At 34.2% G+C, this 21,389-nt stretch carries 24 protein-coding genes; 13 read left to right on the top strand and 11 right to left on the bottom strand.

Annotated elements, in window-relative coordinates; all coding sequences use genetic code 11:
* Positions 1-127: 127 nt before the first annotated feature.
* From J0383_RS21320 to J0383_RS21290, 7 genes are all read right to left on the bottom strand, one after another.
* Positions 128-895, bottom strand: coding sequence for a LytR/AlgR family response regulator transcription factor (locus J0383_RS21320; protein ID WP_207295965.1), 768 nt, complete (start codon positions 893-895; stop codon positions 128-130).
* The gene (locus tag J0383_RS21315; RefSeq protein WP_207295964.1) at positions 876-1,892 is read right to left on the bottom strand and encodes a sensor histidine kinase; all 1,017 of its coding nucleotides are present in this window, start codon (positions 1,890-1,892) and stop codon (positions 876-878) included. Before J0383_RS21315 ends, J0383_RS21320 begins: the two co-directional genes overlap by 20 nt.
* A 389-nt stretch (positions 1,893-2,281) precedes the next feature.
* Entirely contained in the window at positions 2,282-3,016 is a 735-nt protein-coding gene (locus tag J0383_RS21310) for a DUF1223 domain-containing protein (RefSeq protein ID WP_207295963.1), read from the bottom strand.
* A gap of 91 nt (positions 3,017-3,107) precedes the next feature.
* Positions 3,108-3,518, bottom strand: coding sequence for an organic hydroperoxide resistance protein (locus J0383_RS21305; protein WP_207295962.1), 411 nt, complete (start codon positions 3,516-3,518; stop codon positions 3,108-3,110).
* A 155-nt stretch (positions 3,519-3,673) separates the two neighbouring features.
* Positions 3,674-4,693, bottom strand: coding sequence for an alpha/beta fold hydrolase (locus J0383_RS21300; protein ID WP_207295961.1), 1,020 nt, complete (start codon positions 4,691-4,693; stop codon positions 3,674-3,676).
* Between the two features lie 283 nt (positions 4,694-4,976).
* Complete coding sequence (locus J0383_RS21295) at positions 4,977-5,390, bottom strand: cupin domain-containing protein (RefSeq protein ID WP_207295960.1); 414 nt, start codon at positions 5,388-5,390, stop codon at positions 4,977-4,979.
* Between the two features lie 353 nt (positions 5,391-5,743).
* Positions 5,744-6,487 carry an SDR family NAD(P)-dependent oxidoreductase gene (locus J0383_RS21290; RefSeq protein WP_207295959.1) on the bottom strand — a complete coding sequence of 248 codons (744 nt, stop codon included), beginning with the start codon at positions 6,485-6,487 and terminating at the stop codon, positions 5,744-5,746.
* Between the two features lie 328 nt (positions 6,488-6,815).
* On the opposite strand from J0383_RS21290, the gene J0383_RS21285 reads away from it, so the two are divergent.
* The 4 genes from J0383_RS21285 to J0383_RS21270 all read left to right on the top strand — a co-directional run bounded on the left by J0383_RS21285 (position 6,816) and on the right by J0383_RS21270 (position 9,419).
* The gene (locus J0383_RS21285) at positions 6,816-7,172 is read left to right on the top strand and encodes a hypothetical protein (protein WP_394369530.1); all 357 of its coding nucleotides are present in this window, start codon (positions 6,816-6,818) and stop codon (positions 7,170-7,172) included.
* A gap of 266 nt (positions 7,173-7,438) precedes the next feature.
* Positions 7,439-7,828, top strand: coding sequence for an HNH endonuclease (locus J0383_RS21280; RefSeq protein ID WP_207295958.1), 390 nt, complete (start codon positions 7,439-7,441; stop codon positions 7,826-7,828).
* 11 nt (positions 7,829-7,839) lie between these two features.
* A complete protein-coding gene (locus J0383_RS21275; protein ID WP_207295957.1) occupies positions 7,840-8,418 on the top strand; it encodes a hypothetical protein in 579 nt (192 codons plus the stop codon).
* A gap of 2 nt (positions 8,419-8,420) precedes the next feature.
* Positions 8,421-9,419, top strand: coding sequence for a DUF4407 domain-containing protein (locus tag J0383_RS21270; RefSeq protein ID WP_207295956.1), 999 nt, complete (start codon positions 8,421-8,423; stop codon positions 9,417-9,419).
* Between the two features lie 81 nt (positions 9,420-9,500).
* On the opposite strand, the gene J0383_RS21265 is transcribed toward J0383_RS21270, so the two are convergent.
* A complete protein-coding gene (locus J0383_RS21265) occupies positions 9,501-11,951 on the bottom strand; it encodes a hypothetical protein (RefSeq protein WP_239023128.1) in 2,451 nt (816 codons plus the stop codon).
* A gap of 370 nt (positions 11,952-12,321) precedes the next feature.
* On the opposite strand from J0383_RS21265, the gene J0383_RS21260 reads away from it, so the two are divergent.
* A complete protein-coding gene (locus J0383_RS21260) occupies positions 12,322-12,738 on the top strand; it encodes an OsmC family protein (protein WP_207295954.1) in 417 nt (138 codons plus the stop codon).
* Between the two features lie 98 nt (positions 12,739-12,836).
* The gene (locus J0383_RS21255; RefSeq protein ID WP_207295953.1) at positions 12,837-13,616 is read left to right on the top strand and encodes an alpha/beta hydrolase; all 780 of its coding nucleotides are present in this window, start codon (positions 12,837-12,839) and stop codon (positions 13,614-13,616) included.
* A 114-nt stretch (positions 13,617-13,730) separates the two neighbouring features.
* Here J0383_RS21255 and J0383_RS21250 read toward each other — a convergent pair whose 3' ends face one another.
* From J0383_RS21250 to J0383_RS21240, 3 genes are all read right to left on the bottom strand, one after another.
* Positions 13,731-14,699: a hydrogen peroxide-inducible genes activator gene (locus J0383_RS21250; protein ID WP_207295952.1), complete on the bottom strand. Its 969-nt coding sequence runs from the start codon at positions 14,697-14,699 to the stop codon at positions 13,731-13,733.
* 307 nt (positions 14,700-15,006) lie between these two features.
* Positions 15,007-15,489 carry a MarR family winged helix-turn-helix transcriptional regulator gene (locus tag J0383_RS21245; protein WP_207295951.1) on the bottom strand — a complete coding sequence of 161 codons (483 nt, stop codon included), beginning with the start codon at positions 15,487-15,489 and terminating at the stop codon, positions 15,007-15,009.
* 2 nt (positions 15,490-15,491) lie between these two features.
* Positions 15,492-15,983: a GNAT family N-acetyltransferase gene (locus J0383_RS21240; protein ID WP_207295950.1), complete on the bottom strand. Its 492-nt coding sequence runs from the start codon at positions 15,981-15,983 to the stop codon at positions 15,492-15,494.
* A 166-nt stretch (positions 15,984-16,149) separates the two neighbouring features.
* On the opposite strand from J0383_RS21240, the gene J0383_RS21235 reads away from it, so the two are divergent.
* The 7 genes from J0383_RS21235 (at position 16,150) to J0383_RS21205 (ending at position 21,380) form a co-directional block, all read left to right on the top strand.
* A complete protein-coding gene (locus J0383_RS21235; RefSeq protein WP_207295949.1) occupies positions 16,150-16,497 on the top strand; it encodes a winged helix-turn-helix transcriptional regulator in 348 nt (115 codons plus the stop codon).
* 309 nt (positions 16,498-16,806) lie between these two features.
* Positions 16,807-17,052: a hypothetical protein gene (locus J0383_RS21230; RefSeq protein WP_207295948.1), complete on the top strand. Its 246-nt coding sequence runs from the start codon at positions 16,807-16,809 to the stop codon at positions 17,050-17,052.
* Between the two features lie 525 nt (positions 17,053-17,577).
* On the top strand, positions 17,578-18,120 hold the full coding sequence (locus J0383_RS21225; protein WP_207295947.1) for a phage tail protein: 543 nt from the start codon (positions 17,578-17,580) through the stop codon (positions 18,118-18,120).
* A gap of 41 nt (positions 18,121-18,161) precedes the next feature.
* Positions 18,162-18,701, top strand: a complete 540-nt coding sequence (locus J0383_RS21220) for a phage tail protein (protein WP_207295946.1) — start codon at positions 18,162-18,164, stop codon at positions 18,699-18,701.
* A gap of 13 nt (positions 18,702-18,714) precedes the next feature.
* Positions 18,715-19,254, top strand: coding sequence for a phage tail protein (locus J0383_RS21215; RefSeq protein WP_207295945.1), 540 nt, complete (start codon positions 18,715-18,717; stop codon positions 19,252-19,254).
* Between the two features lie 60 nt (positions 19,255-19,314).
* Positions 19,315-20,445 carry an ABC transporter substrate-binding protein gene (locus tag J0383_RS21210; RefSeq protein ID WP_207295944.1) on the top strand — a complete coding sequence of 377 codons (1,131 nt, stop codon included), beginning with the start codon at positions 19,315-19,317 and terminating at the stop codon, positions 20,443-20,445.
* Complete coding sequence (locus tag J0383_RS21205) at positions 20,442-21,380, top strand: formyltransferase family protein (RefSeq protein WP_207295943.1); 939 nt, start codon at positions 20,442-20,444, stop codon at positions 21,378-21,380. The genes J0383_RS21210 and J0383_RS21205 overlap by 4 nt, the downstream gene beginning before the upstream one ends.
* Positions 21,381-21,389 lie beyond the last annotated feature (9 nt).

Below are 21,389 nucleotides of genomic sequence, written 5' to 3'. Positions count from 1 at the left end.
AAATAAACATGAAACAAATCTCGTAAAGTATTTACGTCTTTACGAGATAGTTTTATTATAAACTAAAGACAAATCTGGAAAAATTGATACTGATTACTGAGTCAAAAAACTGCATTGAAAAAAAAAATTACCTATTCTCCAGCCAGCTTAAAAATGCCGTTGTTTTTTCCTTTCCTACCAATAATTTTTCTTCGGTTGGAATGGTTAATTTGATGATTAGTTTTCTTGAAAAGTAATGTTCCGCTTCTCTTATGGCTGAGAAATTGACCAGATATTGTCTGTTGAGTCTGAAAAACTGAATAGGCGATAATAGTTTATGAACCTCATCTAATGACTGTGTAATTTGATATTCGGTCTTATCAAAAGTCATGATTGTCGGAGTTTCATTTTTAATGAAGAAAAATGCGATGTTTTCTGTCTGAATCGTTTGGTATTTATTGTTTTTGAAAACCAGAAAACTGCTTTTTCCTGTATTTTCGCCTGTTCGGGTTAAGAGATAATCAAAATCAGGCATCATTTTTTTATTTCTCTGGAAGAAGTTCTTCAACTCACCCGCCTTTTTAATTGCCTGCGAAATGCTTTCTCTTGAAAAAGGTTTCAATACATAATCAATTCCGTTTGATTTAAAAGCTTCGATAGCATAATCGTCAAAAGCGGTGCAGAAAATAACCGGAGATAAAACCTCAACATTTTTGAAAATCTCAAAGCATAATCCGTCTGCAAGCTGAATATCCATAAAAATCAAATCGGGCTGATCGTTTTCTAAAAGATAACTCACAGCGCCGTCGATACTCTGAATATAAGATACAATCTGAGCGTCGGGTCTGATACTTATTATAAGCTGGCCAAGAGCTTTGGCCGTTTTTACTTCATCTTCAATTATTACGATAGTCATAAATCAGGGGTATTTTAACTTTAAAAAGAGTTTCGGTTTTATCTATTTCAATTTCCTTGTGAACCAAATGCAGAAATCGCTGGTTGATATTGTCCAAACCAACTCCGGTTGACAAAGTACCTCGTTTGAGCTGAATTGGATTTTCGATCACCAGAAATTCATTTTCGGTATATAATTTTATATGCAGAGGTTTATCGAGCGAAACAACATTGTGTTTAATGCAGTTCTCAATCAATAACTGAAGCGAAAAAGGCGGAATTGCCGAATCGTACTGCTTTGGATCAATTTCTTTTATAACATCAAATCCGTCTTCAAAACGGGCTTTCAGCAGATATACATACGAATCTAAAATCTGAAGTTCTTCTTTTAAAGAAATCAAATCCAGTTTTCTGCTTTCTAATGTAAAACGATAAAAATCAGATAATTTCAGGATAAAATCAGAACTCTGCGGGTCCTGCATATCGACCATTGATTTCAGTGTATTTAAACTGTTAAATAAAAAGTGCGGGTTTACCTGTTGTTTCAACAATTCGTACTGCGCTCCCAGATTTAAAGCTTTGGTGCGTTCCAACTCTACTCCCATTTGCTGTGTCTGATAGTTTTGAAACAGAAGATGCAGGAACATATATACAATGAGGTTGATCAAAACACCGCGGAGTTCGAACATTATGGGCGCATCCATTTTTGAAACCTGAAAAAGTTCTTGATGCGCAATTACCAAAATCACCATCAGCAGAATTCCCAACAAAACACTCAACAGCAATTTCCAGTTAAAGAGGCTTTTATTAGTTCGTTGTGATGAAAATTTTGGTAAACTATAAATGTTGTAATACCAAATAAAAAGAGAAAACAGCAGTGTAATCGAAGAGTTTATAATAAGGTCTCCAGGCGTAGAATCGGCATCAAATAATTTGGGTATTGAAGCCATTACCGCCAGTGCGATAGAGCTTCCCCAAATGACTTTGAGCGAAACCTGAAAGCGTTTTGCTTTTTCCATAATTGTATTTGTTTGGTTATCCTGTTAGTCAAAGATAGGTTTATTTTGAAAAAAAATATTTCAGGCTTATTCAGCTGATTTTTATTTTTTTTAAACACATAGAAACATAGATTTTTTTGCTTTAAAAGTAAGATTAAAAAAACTAGTTTTCAATCATAGCTATGTTTACTCAAACAAATGTTGTCTGTTTTTTCAAAAATGTTTTGTTGTGAAAAAATTATTTCACGCAGATTAAAAAGATTAAAGCTGATAAATGCTGATTTTTTATTTCTGACTTAAAAACACATAGCTATTGTTTATTTAAACAAATGAAATTTCTTTTTACGCAAAGCAAAACTATGTCTCTATGTGTTAAAATTAATGAAGCTTCATCAATATAGAACAAAACCTTAAGCACGTTTTACACCTAAAACAGCTCCTGAATTCATATCCTGTACAAAACCAATAATTTCGAAATACTGTGTATTGAAATTTTTAGGCAGACGAACTGTTGCTGTTCCTTTTTTCACTTTATTCAAATCAACTGATTGCAACTGACGAACGATTTGATAATGCGTTAAAACACGATTGGCATTTTCTCCTCTTTTTATATTGCTTTTGGCTTCTTTTTGAACCACAGCAATAAACAAACGACTGTTTTTTGAAGTCCCTTCTACACTATAGTTTACTGAAAGGTTATTATCAATTTGATTCGTTTCTAAACTCAAAGAAGCAGAAGCAGGTTTGACAAGTGCCGATTTGATTCCGTTTCGCAGACTTGTTTCCTGAGAACCTACATAATCAATTTTTCCGTTAATGATAACCTGAGGTGTGTAAATAGGATCTTTTCCCATGAATTTAGCATAATCATATTGTCTTTTCGTATAATCGGCATTACTGAAAATATCTTTCCAGCCTTGTTTGTCCCAATAATCAACGTGGTAAGCCAATACATAAACATTCTTGTCTTTTAATTCATTCTGAATTCTTCCTGACAGTTCATCAGCCGGCGGACAGCTCGAACAGCCTTCTGATGTATATAACTCTAAAAGGGCAAAACCTTTTTTATCTGAATTGCTTTGTGCGAAAATGGTGTTTCCCATTAAAAGAAACAGCATTATAAAAGCGGGAACTATATTTTTCATTTCATTTTGAAGTCAAAGGTTATTGGTTAGGAGTTAAAGGTTAAGAATTAGGTTTCAACAACTCATAACCCCTAACCTATAACTTATAACTTTATATGATATTAATATCTACATAAATATTTCCTCTCGTAGCTTTAGAATACGGACAGGTTTGGTGTGCCTGTGCTGCCAAAGCTTCTGCCGTTTCGCGGTCAATTCCCGGAAGACTGATGTTTAAACGTGCTTGCAATGAATATTCACCTTCTGTTACACATAAATCTACTTCTGCGTCTACAGCTGTTTCTGACGGAAGTTTAACTCCCAATTTTGAAGCGGCGATTCCTAATGCTCCAATAAAACAAGCCGACCATCCTGCAGCAAATAACTGCTCCGGATTTGTTCCCGGACGTGATGATCCCGGCGCGCTTAATTTGATATTCAATTGTTCGTCTGAACTTTGAGAAGCTCCTTCTCTACCGCCTGTGGTGTGCGTTTTTCCTGTGTATAATACTTTTGTGCTCATGATAATTTTAGATTTTAGATTTTAGATTTTAGATTTTAGATTTTAGATTTTAGATTTTAGATTTTAGATTTTAGATTTTAGATTTTAGATTTTAGATTTTAGATTTTTAAAAATCGCTTCGCTCTTTTTGGAATTTAATTTTTAATTCTCAATTTTTAATTTTTAAAGCCAGCTACGTCAATAATTGCTTGTGCAAATGCCTTTGGATCTTCCTGCGGAACGTTGTGCCCAATTCCTTTTAAGATTCTGTGTTCGTATTTTCCTGTGAATTTATTGGCGTAAACTTTTCCATCTGCGAAAGCGCCGTCAAAATCACTTCCTATTGTAATGGTTGGAACTTTAATTTCTGGTTTAACGGAAAGACGTTTTTCTAAGTTGTCGTATTTAGATTCTCCAGCTTCCAGAGATTGTCTCCATCTGTAATTGTGAATTACGATTGCCACATGATCCGGATTGTTGAAAGACTGAGCGGTTTGGTTGTAAGTTGCTTTGTCAAAATTCCATAACGGAGAAGCGATTTTCCAGATTAGTTTATTGAAATCGTAAGTGTTTTGAGTGTAACCTTGTTTACCTCTTTCGGTTGCGAAGTAATATTGGTACCACCATCCTAACTCAGCTGTTGGAGTAAGCGGTTTTAAATTTGCCTCCAGATTTACTACTAAATAACCGCTTACCGATACTAAACCTTTTACACGTTCAGGCCAAAGTGCAGCTACTACAACCGCTGTTCTCGCTCCCCAATCGAAACCACCAATTATGGCTTTATCGATTTTAAGCGCATCCATAAAAGCGATAATATCACTTGCTAAAGCTGCCTGCTGTCCGTTTCTGAAAGTAGCTTCAGAAAGAAAAGTTGTTGTTCCGAATCCTCTTAAATAAGGTGTAAAAACGTGATATCCTTTTGCAACCAAAATTGGAACCACTTCGTTATAGCTGTGAATATCATAAGGCCATCCGTGAAGCAGAATAACCGGAGTTCCGTTTGAAGGACCTGCTTCTGTATAGCCTACGTTTAATAATCCGGCATTGATTTGTTTTAAAGTTCCAAGTGAAGGGTTTACTTCAATAGTTTGTTTTGGAGCTTGTGCATTGATTAAAGCGGCATTCATAAAAAGAGCTGCGATTAAAACCAATTTAGCTGAAATTCTATTTGTAATGTTTAATAGCGTTTTCATAATTTTATTTTTTGATGAGTTGATTATCAGTTAATTTCTTCGTCAAAGGTATCTTGACAATTGTTGTTTTTAAAGTAGAAAAAAGGTGAAGCGGACAAAGTCGAGGTTGAAATGGACAATCTTTTAATTGTGAATTGTAAATGGTTAATTGTAAATTGTTATAACCGCAAAGCACGCTAAGATTTTATTTAATGCTTTTGTAAAACGCAAAGGACGCGAAGCTATATGCTTAAAAAACTTTGCGCACTTTGCGGTTAAACCATTTGCAACCTCAAACTTGAAACTACTTTACTAAAGTTAAAACAGGTTTTCCTTTCTCTACAATATAAGTTGCGAGTTCCGAAGCTTTTAAACTTGTATTATTTCTAGCCGAGTGAACTACACTAGCCGGAATAAATAACACTTCACCTGCTTTAAGAGTCACTGGAGCTTGTCCTTCCACTTCGTATTCTAATGAACCTTCGAGTACATAAATAATTTCTTCGCCTGGATGAAAGTGTTTCCCAAAAGCCGAATGTCCTTCAAAATCAATTTTCGCCTGCACCGTTTCACGACCCGAAATACTTAAATCGTGTTTTTGTAAATCAGTGCGTTTTATTCCCGTTTGTGCGGCGATTTGATTCGGAATTAAAAAGGCGATGATTCCTAAAATGATAATAGCGATAATAATCCAGGTTTTTTGTTTTTTAGTTTCCATATTCTTTTGATTTAAAATTTGTTATCAGTTAATTTCTGAGTCAAAAGTATATCGAGAATGCTTCCTACGAAACGAGAAAATAGCCCAAGTGGACAAACTTCTGGATGAAATGGACATCAGGGAAGTTATAAGTTATAAGTTATGAATTATGAGTTTGAAATGCGATTATTTTTACCACAGAGGGTACTAAGATGTTTTGCTACAAGACTTAGTAAAAACGCAAAGTTCGCAAAGCTTTGAAAAACAAACCTTGCGAACCTTGCGTAAATCCTAGCGTGCTTTGCGGTTAAATCACAGTATACATTTTACATTTTACATTTCACCATTTACAATTCACAATTCACAATTCACAATTAAGCCAACACCATTCCTCCATCCATAATAAAATCGGCTCCAGTGATGAATTTCGCGGCATCGGTGCTTAAATAGGAAACCATTTTGGCTACATCTTCGGCTTTGCCCATTTCTTTTAGCGGGACTTTTTCGACTACAACCTCCATAATACCTTTTACGGTAGATTCGTCTAAACCGACTTTCTTCATCACTTCGGTTTCTGTTGGTCCCGGACTAACAGAATTCACTCTGATTTTTCGTGGCGCTAATTCCAGCGCCGCCGATTTCATAACCGAATTCAAAGCCGTTTTACTTGCGGAATACACCGAAGATCCCGGCCCCGGCATACTAGCAGTATTTGAAGACAAAAACACTACCGAAGCACCGTCTTTTAAAACCGGAATAAATTTGCTTAAAGTAAAATACGCCCCACGCAGATTGACATTCATAATACTGTCGTACAATTCCTCCGAAGTTTGCTCAATTGTTCCCAAACCGGCAATTCCGGCATTGATAAAAAGAATATCAACGGCACCGAAATTTTCTTTTACTTTCGAAACCAGATTTTCAATATCCAAAACACTCGATTGATCTGCTGTAACTGACGTCACTCTCAATTCCTGAGCCGCTTTTTCAATGGCTTCTTTTCGTCTTCCGGTAATAATAACTTTAGCACCTTGTTCTTTTAATTCTTTTGCCGCAGCATAACCAATACCGCTGTTTCCGCCTGTTATTACTGCAACTTTATCTTTTAAATTGTTCATTATTCTGTGTTTTTAAATTAACATGGCAAAGTTAAATCGCAAAACACATTGCTTTTTTAGAGGTATCATCGAGTATACTGCTTTAAGTATTGAAGCTTACATTTTCATTTCATATATTCGTATTGTTTTTTAGGAGCTGTTTCCAGCTGTCCGCTATATCTTTTATGCCGAACAACGGCACAAAAGGATGCCGCTTCCATCTGGGCTAGGACATAGATTCCATTAGAAGTTTTGTGGAAATTCAATTTAGAAAGAATATCTTAAAAGTAATATTTTTCTTATTTTTTAAAATACTTTTCGATATCTTTACAGTCCTAAAAGTAAAGTTATGATATCAGAAAAAAAGTTTGCCCGTGTGGTATGGTGGCAGTATTGGAAACAACCGCAACGCTCAACTTTACAGCGTAGGACACCTAAGCCGTACGGGTTTTATTTTCCTAAAAGTAAAGTTATGATTACCAACACCATTTCCAAAGAAACCGAAAAAAGATTACTCACTTTTTTCAGCACCACAGTCGATCCCGAACAAATGGCAAAAGCAATCCGACAAGTTAATTTTGTCCTTGCCCTCGGCCTAATCCGAGAAAACGAAACCCTGCACCAAGAAATCAACAAACTCGAAAGTAGTTTTTACTGGTTAAATGAATTGGCTGAGATTTTGAATCCTTATTTGGATTTGGAGTAGATTGTTTTTGTTTTGAAAATTTTAGAAACCTCTTTAATCTTTTAGATTGGAGAGGTTTTGTTTTTTAGCTTATAAAATACCGTATAAATACTCTTTTTGTGGTTTTAAATTATTATTACACTTGCTTAAACAATTAAATTTTAATGAATTATGGTTTTCCGTAAATAAAATTTTATAAAAGATTGATCTTTGAAAAAAATTGATTACACATAATTAAATTAAAAATTTTCAACTAAGTCTTTTGATTCACAAATTACTAATAAGCTATGTTTGATCCTACTAAAAGCCGATATCGTTTCACTGAAATGAAAAGTGACAAGACGTACAGACGTTATAAACAAACAGATAATAATATTAATGTCGATTTATTAAAACCACTCACACTAAAAATACCTGCTCATGGGAGTTATGGTGCTTTATTATTTACTAATGAATGGAAAAATAAAAGAACTCAAATTTTAAAACGTGATGGAAAATGTATAATTTGTTTTTCTACCAACAATTTACAAGTTCATCATAGACAATATCATTTTATAGTTCGTGAAAATAAATTTAAGCTTCCTTGGGATTACGAAGATTATTTATTAATAACACTGTGCGAGTCATGCCATCAAAGAGGTCATTCAAAATATAAAGTACAAACAGTAAACATTTAAATTGTAAAAATATGGGGTTATTTAATTTTTTTAATGCAAAACAAAATACAAATAGCAATACAGATATTAGACAAGATAATCTTGCAAATACACTTGTAGAAATTCCAGAAAACGTTTTTCTTGAAAAAGAAAAACCAACGACAGAAAACGTTCAAAATGATCGTAGCGTATCAAGCTCTGAAAATGGAATATCCTTGTTATTTAATTTTATTGAAAAGAATTATGAAGGAAAAGGATATGACGATGCTTTGATAAATCCTGATAATATACATTTAGAACAGAACGTCGAAGCATTAAAAAATGATTTAGAAAGAACTATTCGAAAAATAAAAACATTTTATGAAGATTTTATTCGAGAAATAAATTTTCATATTGAGACTAGAAGCAGAAGTGGAATGGTAGATACCGTTGAAGAATTAACTGTTAAAAAAGATACGGCAGAAGAGCACATAAGTCAAATATTGGTTATTGAAAATGAAGCAAAAGAAAATAAAGGTATTGGTTATGGAATTATTTTGAGTTATAAAAGAGGTTTCAATAATGGGTTAGCCGCAATTTCTCATCATTCAATAATGAAAAAGAATTTTTAATTATGAAAAATCCATTTATAAAATTTAGTTGCTTTCTTATAGGATACAATTATTCAATCATAAAAAATTGTAGTGAAATTTCAGTAAAAGCAGTTAAGAGATATACCTCTGCATTATTAATAATATGCTTATTATGGGCCTTCATAGGTTTTTCTTTTACAAACAGATATCTTACAGGCAATTTAATCGCTTCAAGTATTGGGGCAATAATTTTCGTAATTATAATAATACAGATTGAGAGACAAATAATATTATCTATTAATCCTAATAAATGGCTTTATGTAACTAGAGCAATAATCGCAATATCCATGGCAATCATTGGTTCAGTTATAATAGATCAGATTATCTTTCAACAGGACATTGAACTTGAAAAAATTACATTCATTGAATCACGCGTTAACAAAGCTCTTGATTCGAAAACTAAAGAACTTAGAAGTCAAATTCAAAATCTTCAAGACGCTATTGTTAAAAAAGAAAATGAAAGACAAAAATATATTAACGAAATTGGCAGAAATCCAACTTCAATTGTTTATTCAACATCTTCAACAAACAGAACTGAAAAACACGTAACAGTTGATCCAGAAACTGGAAACAATATAACGACTGAAAAATCAGTACCAGTTAAAATTATAAACAGTACAAATGTTCCTAATCCAAAAATTTCTATGATTGTGCCTCTGCAAAAATCCATCAATGATTTAAATATACAAAAATCCAACAAGGAATCAGCTCTATTAAATATACGTCCGCAACTAGAAAAAGACATCTCCAGTAAAGTAGGTTTTTTAGATGAATTAGAAGTAATGTTTAGTTTAATTTCTAGATCTACTGTGGCTTTAATAATCTGGCTAATCTGGTTTATATTACTCTTTGGTATTGAACTACTAATTTTAGTCAGTAAACGTAATGAAAATGAAAATGATTATGATCGAATTGTTAAGCATCATATGAGATTACAAATGAAAAAACTTGATTTATTTGAACAAATGGCAAAAAACTAAAACCACAAATAAAATGCAGAAAAAAAATCAGGTTTGGCAATAAACACCAAACCTGATTTTTTATTATATCAATTTTAATAGCTATCTCCTACCCCTAAAACCGCCTCCGCCACGGAATCCGCCACCATTAAAACCACCTTGATGCTGGAAGTTTTGAAAATTTCGGGTTTGCGATTCACCGCGGTCTCTTGAAAAAGCAGAGCGGTCGAGATCGTTTGTAATATCAGGTCGGCCGGCTTCGCCGAGAGGTTTGTTGGGTTGTCCGAGGGTTTGTTCTGGTCTGTTGAAATTATTGCCTTGGGTTCTGTCGCCTAATCGGGTTTCGCCTCCTAGATTTTGATTTTTTGGCAGGTTATCACGCTGGATCTTCTCTCCTGCTCCATTCGCACCAAGTCCTTGATTGGGTCTGTTTTGAATTGCTTCACCAGATTTTTTTGTTGAGCCTAAAGTTCCTGCTTGCGTCCAGCCACCATTTCCGTTGTTGTAATGACTCCAATTTCCGTTTGCATCTCTTTTATATACATGTCCGTCATGGCCTGCGTATAAATTGTTATTGGTGCGAACAGTCGTTCCGCCGCCACGGCGATGTGTAATTACACCTTCTTTTCCGCCTGAGGTTTGATATGCCACTGCAGTTCCGCGTCGGGTTGTGATATGTCCCGTTTGTGCCCATTGGTTTCCGTTTGTCGCTGCCGAATGTCCCCATTGTGCATAGGCATTATGACCTTGATTGGTTCTGGCGTAATTTCCTGTCCACGGATTATACGTACTTGCTGCCGTACGACCGCCGTACCATCCTTGCACACTTGCAGAACGTCCATATCTTCCTGTTGCGGGATTGTACCAAGCCGAAGTTCCTGCCGCACCATAAGGTCCGTAAACACGTCTTCCGGCGGCATAACCGCCCGTCCACGGATTGTAAACGGCTCCGCCTCCGTACGCATACGGCCACGGACGATAAATTGGATACAATCCGCCGTAATACACATAAGGCGGATAATACCATCCTGTACCGTACGTTAATATTGCGCCAACAGTAGCACCAATTATAAAAGCACCCAAATAACCAGTCGTTGAACTGCTTTCTACCGTAGTATCGGTTGTGGTTTGGGTTACATACGTCACATTATATACGGGAGAACTTGGCGGAATGGTATAAATTTCTTTCGGAACAGAATCGGCTGTTTTCCAAGGTCCGTTTGGACTTGTCGACATGAACCAAACCGCCTGAAAACATAAATAATACAAATCGCCTACTTTGATGATTTTCTCCTGCGTATTACTCGCATACTGCATTTTTGTGCCTTCAATTGGTTTAAACTGAGCTGTGCCTCCATCATATGTTACTTTTACTTTGGCTTCAGCATCGGATTTCTTTAAAATAGCCGTTGTAGGAACTTGTGATAACATTACAGCATCATTAGCTTCTTGTGTTCCAGGAACAGACGACAATACATTGGCACGCGGCGAATCTTTCGGAATTTTAGCAAAATCAGCAGGAAGATTATTTCCGGCATACGACCAAGGTCCTGTTAATTCTTTCGATTTAAACCATCTTCCTGATAATAATACATAATATTGTCCATCGGCTTCATTGGCAAAAACATCATTTTCGGTATTGTCGATGTACATCAATTTGGTTCCTTTAATAGTAATGAATTCCGGATTTCCGTTTACGGCAATCAATTCCGCTGGTTTATTGCTGTAGAAAACCTCCGGAGCATTTCCAGAAGAGGGAGGCGGAATCATTTTTTTGACATCATCAAAATTTTGTTCCGATGGAAGATTATTTAAACCCGAAGGAAGTTTTGTCGTTTTTGTCCATTTGCCTTCAATATTTTTTGAAGTCAGCCAGATGTTATCAACCAAGAGATAATAGTCTTTGGCTGTTTTATCAAAAAACAAATCCCAGTTTGTATTCACCACATATTGTATATCCGATTTGTCAATTGGAACCAAAACCGGTTCTCCTTGCACAATAAGCAAAATCGAAGGATTGGTGCTGTAAAAAATAGCTGGAGGATCGTTTTTAGCTGTAATTCCTTTTGGCGGACTTTTGGTTTGGCTTAAATCAGCCAGAATACGGTCAACCGAAATAGGATCTCCACTTTGCGGCAGTGTTTCTTTAAATAGTTTTTCCATTTCGGGAATTTTCTTTTCATCCAAAGCCGGAAATCGTACATCGGTTACTTGAAGGTTTTTAATAAAAGCGCTTCGGTTGTCTTTATCGACCAATGTTTCTGCTTTTAAAGAAGCCACGCCTAAAACTTGTTTCCCATCTTTTGGTGTCAGCGAAAAAGCCAATCGGCCTGTAAGTTCTTTATAATCCTTCCAGTCATCAATCTGAGGCTGATAATAAACGAGTTTTGTACCGTTATTTTCGGCTTCGCGCGGCCAGCCATTATCGGCAATTAATTTAGAATTGACCGTGTCCGATTTTTCGGTTGCTGCAATTATCTGGTCTTTATCTTTTTTGCAGGAGAACAAAACGGTACTCAAACAAACTATAATAATTAGAAAAGCATTTTTCATACATCTAAAAGTTAGGTTATTCATTTAAATTTTATTTATCCGATTGTCTTATAAAAATTGTTTCGAATAAAATTAAATTCACAGAACATATAAATCTAAAATTCAGTCATTTACTTGGTTGCAAATTCTAACTTGAAACCAAATAATAAGGAATTCATCACTCATTATTTGTACCCTTGAAATTTAGAAGTAAAAAATGTTTCCTTCACAATAGTGGTTCGCGTCAATAAAATCAATGATTATAAATTATTTTTATAACTACTAAAAATTATTAATTTGATTAATAAACATCATCACCATAACTTTGTCTCATCAAAATCAAAGAAATGATTTGAAACATTAAAAAAATTAATCTTAAAAAATAGAAATCATGAAATTTACAAGAAGAGCAAACGCAAACTGGAAAGGTACAGGAATGGAAGGAAAAGGGACCATTAGTACACAAAGCACAACTTTAGATAATGCACAATTATCATTTAAAACTCGTTTTGAACAAGGTGTTGGAACTAATCCTGAAGAATTAATCGCAGCAGCACATTCTGGCTGTTTTACCATGCAGTTAAGCTTTTTATTATCTGAAGCTGGTTTTGTACCAGAAGATTTAGATACAACGGCTAAAGTAACTTTTGAAGATGGAACAATTACTTTAATCCAATTAGAACTTAGCGGGAAAGTTCCTGGAATCTCTGAAGAGGATTTTCAAAAAACAGCTCAAAAAGCTAAGGAAATTTGTCCTATTTCAAAATTGCTTAACACTGAAATTACTTTAACTGTTACACTTAATTAAATTCCAATATGGAAATTTCAAATTCCAAATCTTTGGAGGAATTGGAATTTGGAATTCAAAATCTAAATTTTTAATCAAATAATCTAAATTTTTTACATATGAAAACACTATATAAAAGCTATTTAGCATTGGGAGCACTAATACTTACTTTATTATTTACAACATCAAATGTAAACGCTCAAAAAACAGTTCCTCAAATTAAAAACGTTGTATTGGTTCACGGTGCTTTTGCAGACGGTTCTGGATGGAAAGCTTTGTATCAAATTTTGACTAAAAAAAGATATAATGTAACGATCGTTCAAAATCCGTTAAGTTCTTTGGAAGATGATGTTAGAGCCACAAATTTAGCTCTTGACAAACAAGATGGACCAACTATTTTAGTGGGACATTCTTGGGGTGGGACTGTCATTACTGAAGCTGGAAATCATCCAAAAGTAGCCGCTTTGGTTTATGTAGCAGCGTTACAGCCTGATAATGGAGAAAACTCTGTTCAATGGTTACAAACTGCACCTCCTGCGCCAGAAAATGGGGTTTTGGCTCCAGATGATAAGGGAATTGCTTATTATGACAAAGCAAAATTTCATGCAGGTTTTGCAGGTGATTTAAGCAAGGAAGATGCTGATTTTATGTTTGCTTCGCAAGGTACTTTCTATGCAAAAGGTTTCACAACGCCTATTACAAAAGCTGCTTGGAGAGACAAACCATCTTACGGAATTGTAGCAACTGAAGATAAAAGTATTGTTCCGAGTATTCAGCACGCCATGTACAAACGTTCGAATACAAAAATCACAGAAATAAAGGGAAGTCACGTAGTCTTTATTTCACAGCCGGAAAAAGTCGCAAATGTGATTATTGAGGCATCTGTTTTAAAGAAATAAATTTCAATACAAAAATTCCAAACTCTAAATGATTTTAGGGAAAATTCTAAGATAAAATTCCAAATTCCAATTAGTATCTAACTTGGAATTTGGAATTTTTTTTTGATTGGAATTTTAAGAAACCTTGCTGACGGCTTTAATAAAATAAGGCGAATCGTTCCAGCGTATTTTTCTATAGGAAAAATCTTTTTTGAGTGATTCGGGAAGGCAGTTCCAAATAGCTTCATTCATTTTTTCGAGAAGCAATTTCTTTGAGAACGAATCAGAAACTACAAGGCTTATTTCTCTTACGGGAACAGGTTCCTTAAAAGGCTTGAAAAGCCCGACAGCTTCATTCATTGTCGAAAGCTTTGGTATGATGGCAAATCCCAAATGTGCGCGAACTAGATTTTTTAAGGTTTCGATGGAATTAATATCATATGTAAATTGTTCTTTTATCTTGTCTGATGATTTTAATCCGCAAATATCCAGAAGCTGTGCATTGTAACAATATTCATGATGGAGTAATAATAATTCGGTTTTATCTCCAGGCTGCATTTCATAAAATTCATCATTCGCCATTGGGTGTGATTGATTCAAATAGGCTACAAAAGGTTCTTTGAAAATAACATGTTCAATTAAATTAGGATTTCCTGTTGGCGTTGCCATTATAGCGACATCAATTGCACCAGTTTCTAAATCCCTCATTAAATGCCCGGTATAACCTTCTTTGATAATGAAATGAACTTTGGGAGCCGCTTCTTTCATGGCTTGAATAAACAACGGAATCAGATATGGTGATAAGGTTGAAATAATGCCGAGCTTCAATTCTCCTTCCAATACATTTTTCTCGTTCACGACAAAATCCCTAATTTCATCTACTTCCCGCAGAATCTTTTTGGCTTTGGTGATAATTTCAGTTCCTAATTGTGTTGGTGTCAGTGGTACTTTGTTTCGGTCGAAAATCTTGATTCCGATTTCTTCTTCTAGATTCTTTAACTGAATGGTAAGACCTGGCTGTGTCACCATACAGACTTCGGCTGCTCTTGCAAAATGACGTTCCTCGTCGAGTGCCACAATATATTTTAACTGCTGAATAGTCATTTTATAATTTTATTTTATAAAGATACATAAATATCAATTTAGCTTATAAAATTATTTTCATCCTAAATATTTCGGAAAGCTGATGTAATTAAAAGAAAGTGAAAGTAATGTTAAATAATGGATTTTTAAATTTTCATGGAATCCATAAAGTAAAACTTATCGTACATGTATAAAATGAGATTTGGGAATGCTGTAAATTCAAATGGAGTAGTTTTTGGAGCATGTTGAGTTTATCATTCTTCAAGTATCATTTTTCAAACTAAACTATTACAATAAAAAAGCGATCCTAATAGATCGCTTTTTTTTACTACTCGCCTTCACTTTTGAGTTGTAAAGCTCTTTGTAAAAAACTTTGGTGCATGATTTTGTTTTCGGCTTCTTCGATCGCTTTCAATAAATTATTTTGATTATCGGTGATTTCACTTAAAGCACTTTTCATGACCTCCCAAACGGGTTTCATTTGCAAAACTAACTCCTGCCCTTTTGAAGTTAACTGAATAAGTCTTTTACGTTCGTCAATTTTATCTTTTTTAGAGCGAATCAGTTTTAATTTTTCCAATTCCTTAAGTAAACTTATGGTCGATGGATGTGTATAGCCAATTTCATTTGCAATTTCGACTACGCTTAAAGTATCTTTATGATGAAGCGTATAAATTACGGGAAACCATTTCGGCTCAAAGTCAATGCCGTATGATTTATAAACCAACGCACCATCTTTTCGCAGTTGTTCGCTTAAACGTTGTAATCGCGTCGAAATGGCTAATATTCCTGATTCGTCTATTATATTCATCTTTAATTTTTTATGTTTAAATGACAGAAAACATTATCTGGCGCCATTACAGGAAAATCTTTGGGCAAGGTTTGTTTTTCAATTCGAATAAAATTATTTTTTTCATAAAAACGCAACGCAGCTTCTAGTTTTGTAATGGTTCCCAAATATAAATCATCGATTTGGTTTTCTCGGCAATATTCGATTAAAGTCTCTAATAATTTCTGTGCAATCGAAAATTCTTTTCCACGAAATTCTTTCTTTACAAACATTTTTCGAATGGCTGCTTTATGCTTTTCAAATTTTATTAAAGCAATGGTTCCCACTAATTGATCATCTATAAAAGCGCCCCAAAATCCACCTCCACTCGCATAATAAAAGTTTTGAATATTGAATAAATCCGGCTGATCTTCTAAGGTAATGGGCACATTGAATTCTTTCTGCTGAATATTGATTATTAAATTGGCGGCTTCGTTTTCGTATTCGTTTGCTATGGGTGTAATTACTGCTTTCATTCTATATTATATTTTATATTACAAAACTACGTAGTTAAATACATAAATGCAATTATTTATGATTTATTTATATTTTTGTATTACTACTGAACTGCGAAAAACATGCAAAACATTAACTTTTTCTTGATTGAAAAGTTTTGACAGTTAAACTTAATTTTACCATTTTATGACCAAAAACACAAGAAATCAGAAAGAGGAATTTCAGGCACTTCAGGATACATTGTATGTTTTGGGTGGAAAATGGAAACTGCCCATTATCAATTCAATTTGTAATGGAAACCATCGTTTCAAGGACATTAAAGAAAGTATTCCCGGAATCACTTCGCGAATGTTGTCTAAAGAATTAAAGGATATGGAGCTGAATAATCTTGTAAAAAGAACCGAAGATCCAGATGCTTTAATCCCTATTCTCTATGAATCGACTCCATATTGTAAATCTTTTGGCCCAATAATTTCTGAAATGATTAAATGGGGAATTGCACATCGAAATCATATTAAGAGCCTGAAAGTTTAGGTTTCAATTCTATTTTTTTAGCCACTTTTTTGACTAATACAATTTATTTTTCAGAGTATTCTTTCAATTGAAAAATGAACATCTATGATACTCATTTTCGGCGAAGGGGCTTATTTATTAGTGCTTTACGACTTATCAACAATAAGGTTGAAAAATTCTTCTTGTGTTTCAAATCATATTATTTGTATTTGTTCTAAATAGATATAGATTTGCAACATCCAAAAACTAAATTATTTATTTAATCGTATGTGTAATCAACCAATACGCAGTAGATCTGCGTATTCCATTATTAATAGAAAAAATTCAATTGTGGATAAAATAAACATTCAAAGATTAAAAAAGACTTTAGCGTATCTCGAAAGTAAGCAGCGTGAGTTAAAAAGACAGCATGAAAATGATACACGAAGTATCGAATCTATGATTAAGTATCTCAAAAAAGACATGATCGATCAATTTCAGTTAATGCAATATGATATTTATATTGAAGACGAAATGAAAAACACCGAAATATTTATTAAAAGCGTTCAGAATATAATCGATGACCATTCGTCTTAATTAATATAATGATTCCTAATTTTTAAAAGGTTTGTTTTATCGAAACCTTTTATACCACTTGTAAACTGCTGTAAATTCTATTTTCATCAAAAGTGAGAGTAGAATTTACAGCAGTTTTTTTATTAATTCGATTTATTGCTAAGTTATTTCTTCAAAAACATTTAAGAATGTGATAGCTTTAGAAAGGTTAATTAATTTCTAAAATAATTCCATCCTATAAGATTTAAATTTAGAACGCAAAGGAAATTTCGTGACAATAAAAATCCGCTTCATGACATATTTTTCCTTTTTAAGCGATTAGAAATCTAATTTTAACACTGCTTAAGGTTGATAACAGCTGTATACCAGTAATTAAGAGCAGAAATAGTACATTGTTTTTACTAAAATCACGTAGAAATACCTGTTTTTAAAATACTTATATACAGTAAATTAGCAAATCTTAAACCATGTCAAGGCCTTTTAAACTGTAACCAAGCCTGACAAAATCGAAAAAAACCTAATAACTAACTTTTAACTAATTAAACTATGGATGGAACTATAGGAGAAATTCGCCATTTTGCGGCAACGTTTGCACCTAGAAACTGGGCTTTCTGTAACGGACAAATCATTGCCATACAAGCAAATACTGCTTTATTCGCAATTCTAGGGACTACTTATGGCGGTAATGGCACAAGCAATTTTAGACTGCCTGATCTCGGAGGACGTATAGTAATAGGAACTGGCACTGGACCAGGAACATCCAATTACACCTTGGGCGAAAACGGCGGAATAAATAATGTTACTTTATTAACTTCAAATCTACCTTTGCACACCCATGGCAGCACGGCTTCTATAGCTATTCCTGCAATTGGAGACGGAGGAAATGCAAATACCCCTGATGGAAACATTCTTGCCAGTGTAGCTAATATGTATAATAGTACATCTCCAGGAGAAGATGATTTAAAACCAGCTTCATTGACTGTTACACTAACACCAACTGGTTTGGGTCAACCTCTTTCAATAATGCAGCCTACTATTGGTATTAACTATATCATTTGTATGTATGGATCTTTTCCAGCGAGAAATTAGTAAAAATGAATTACAACTAACAACCAAAAGATATTATTGATATGGAAGGATATTTATCAGAAATACGCATATTCGCCGGAAATTTCCCGCCACGAGGCTGGGTTTTTTGTAATGGCAGTCAATTACCTATTTCTAATTATGATGCATTATATGCTCTAATTGGTACCACATATGGAGGTGATGGGGTTACTACGTTTAATATTCCTGATTTAAGAGGACGTGTTCCTATTGGTACAGGACAAGGACCTGGATTAAGTCCAATAGTTCTGGGACAAGTTATAGGTACAGAATCGACAACAATGACTACAAATCAAATGCCTGCGCATAATCATGTGGGTACAGGTTCTCTTGCTATTCCAGTGTATAAAGGTGCAGGAAATATTGGAGCCCCTACTGATAGTGTTTTAGCTGGACTTACTAATGCTTATTCATCTGCCGCACAAGACAGTGCTTTAAAACCACAAACTGTTACACTTACAGTTTCTGCTACTGGTGGCAATATACCATTTTCTATTATTCAACCTTATCTTTCTACTAATTATATTATTTGCATAGAAGGTATTTTTCCAAGTAGAAACTAAATCTAAAAAAATTATGGAAGGAACAATGTCAGAAATACGTCTATTTGCAGCAAATTTTGCACCAAGAACATGGGCACTTTGTTATGGACAAATTTTATCTATATCAACAAACCAAGCTTTATTCAGTCTTTTAGGCACTACTTATGGAGGCAACGGAGTAACAAATTTTGCATTACCAGATTTTAGAGGTCGTGTTCCTGCGGGAACTGGAGTTCCTTCTGGTATTACACAATTCCCTTTAGGAGGTCAAATGGGATCTAATACAATAACAGCAACTATTACTAATTTACCAATGCATACCCATGCATCATTAAGCCAAATAAAAATAAAAGCGCTTGCTGATGCTGGTGATACGGGTTCTCCCGAAGATGCCTACTTGGCTTCTATTGCTGGTCTTTATTCTGATCAAACACCCGACGGCAATTTGAGAAGTATCAATCCTTCTATAACGGTTGGGATTGCGGGAGGAAATCAGCCTATGTCAATTCAACAACCTTCTTTAGGTTTGAATTACATTATATGTATTCAAGGAATTTATCCATCTAGGAATTAAAACAACTCCCCATTAACGATTGTTAATGGGGAGTTTGTTAAAAAAATGCATGAAAAATTTATGAAAATAGCTTTACTACTAACTCGATCTGTCATTTACCCTTCAATGTCTTTTGATATTATGGATGGATTTAAATCTGCCTTAAAGAAAATTGGTATTGATAAAAACCATGAAATTGTAACTGCTAGTATAGGAGTTGGAGGCAACAATAAGGAAATTCACGAATGTTGCGAACAACTGCTATTAAATGGTACAGATATTATAATTGCCTACATAAATCCTATTGCCGCCGAATTTATACAGCCTCTTTTTGAAAGTTCTGATAAATTGTTGATTGTTTTAGACAGCGGTTATCATTTTCAGTCCTTTGATAAAAAATTATCTAACGTTTATTTTATTTCTTTAGAAGGTACTTTATGCTCACGTGCCATTGTACGCAAAGCTATTGAAGATGGGCAAAATAAATTTGCCTTTACTTGTTCATTTTATGATGCAGGTTACCGATCTCCTTATTCGTTTTCTACTGCTGTTGAAGATAATGGGGCGATGATTAGTTATAATCATGTTACAGCTTTGCAGCGTACCGATTTTAACCTTCAGCCATTAGAGGAATTTCTGGAACATAATGAGGATGTATCTGTATTCACATCTTTTTGTGGTGATATGGCAGAAGATTTCTTTAGAGAATCTGCTAAATTGAAAAACATTGCTTCCCGCAAAACCTACGGAAGCGGTTTTACTGCTGAGGAATTTTGGATGAGTAAAATTCCTTACCCAGGCTACAACTGGAGTTGTGCAATTCCTTGGTCAACTAATACTTCCAATGAAGAAAATGAAGATTTTGTTTCTACAATGAAAAATATTAAAGATCAAAAAGCGAATGTGTTTTCTCTTTTAGGATGGGAAGCTGCTTTGTTTATTGAAGCATTAAATGGTCTTTCATTAGATGAAATCGTGATTAATTCTCCTAGAGGAAAAGTATATATGAATCCGCATACGAGAACTTCGGAAGCACCTATATATTATGCAACAGTTACTAAAAATGAAGAAACTGGAAATTGTCAATTAGATCATATTTCTATAGCTGAAAATATTGAAGAAGAACGCGAGAGACTTCATTATCATGTTTTAGCCCTTCGAAATGAAACTACAAATTCTTGGTTTAACTCTTATCCATGTTTAGAATCATGAATCCAATACGCGACATAGTAGTTTTATGCAATAATAGACTAGCTTTTCCAGCTATCCAAACGCTTCACAGTCTTGGCCGTCTTCATACTATTGGAGTCCCTACAGACAATGAAGATGTAAAAGCATTTTGTTCACTTTTTGCGGCAAAAACAGGTATTAGTTTAATCTGGATTGAAAAGGCTAAACTAAAAATTCAGTTAGATGAAATTACCAGAATTCCAAATCTAAAAAATATCTTCACAATGACTTTTCCATGGAAAATTCCGGAAGATATTATAGAGAAAAATCCTGATATTTTTTACAATTTTCATTATGGATTATTACCCGAAATGCGCGGAGCTGATCCTGTTTTTGAATCTATAAGAAAACAAAAAAGCGAGACTGGAATTTCTGTTCACGCAGTTGAAAAAGAAATCGATAAAGGAAAAGTAATTTTAAAAAAGACACTTCCGTTACATGCTGATTTAACTTACGGAATGCTTTGTACTAATTTATCATATCTGGCTTCCTATATCTTACCCGAACTTTTTACTTTATTACACCATAATAATAAAGGTTTACCGCAAGATGAAAGGCTGGCAAGCTATTACAAAAAACCTACGATTACGGATGTAACTATTCAATGGGAACATCAAGATTCAAAATCAATTCAGGCTTTAGTAAATGCATGCAATCCATGGAACAAAGGAGCTTATACACAATGGAATGGTCTGAATATCCGTATTTTAGAAGTTTCTCAAACCCATACCGCTACAAATAACTCCAAAACTCCAGGTACCATTTTAGAAATAAATGAAAATAACGGACTTATTATACAATGTTATAATAACACACAACTTCGAATTAATACGGTCTATACAGACGAAGGATTTATGAGTGGGCATAAATTGCTCGCTTTTGGCATAAAAAACGGCGAACAATTTGCCACTCTATAATTTAACTAA

The sequence above is a fragment of the Flavobacterium endoglycinae genome, from assembly GCF_017352115.1.
In the GTDB taxonomy this organism is placed as follows: Bacteria; Bacteroidota; Bacteroidia; order Flavobacteriales; family Flavobacteriaceae; genus Flavobacterium; species Flavobacterium endoglycinae.
Note: the sequence above shows the minus strand (reverse complement) of the source record. Positions and strands in the feature narration are given on the sequence as shown.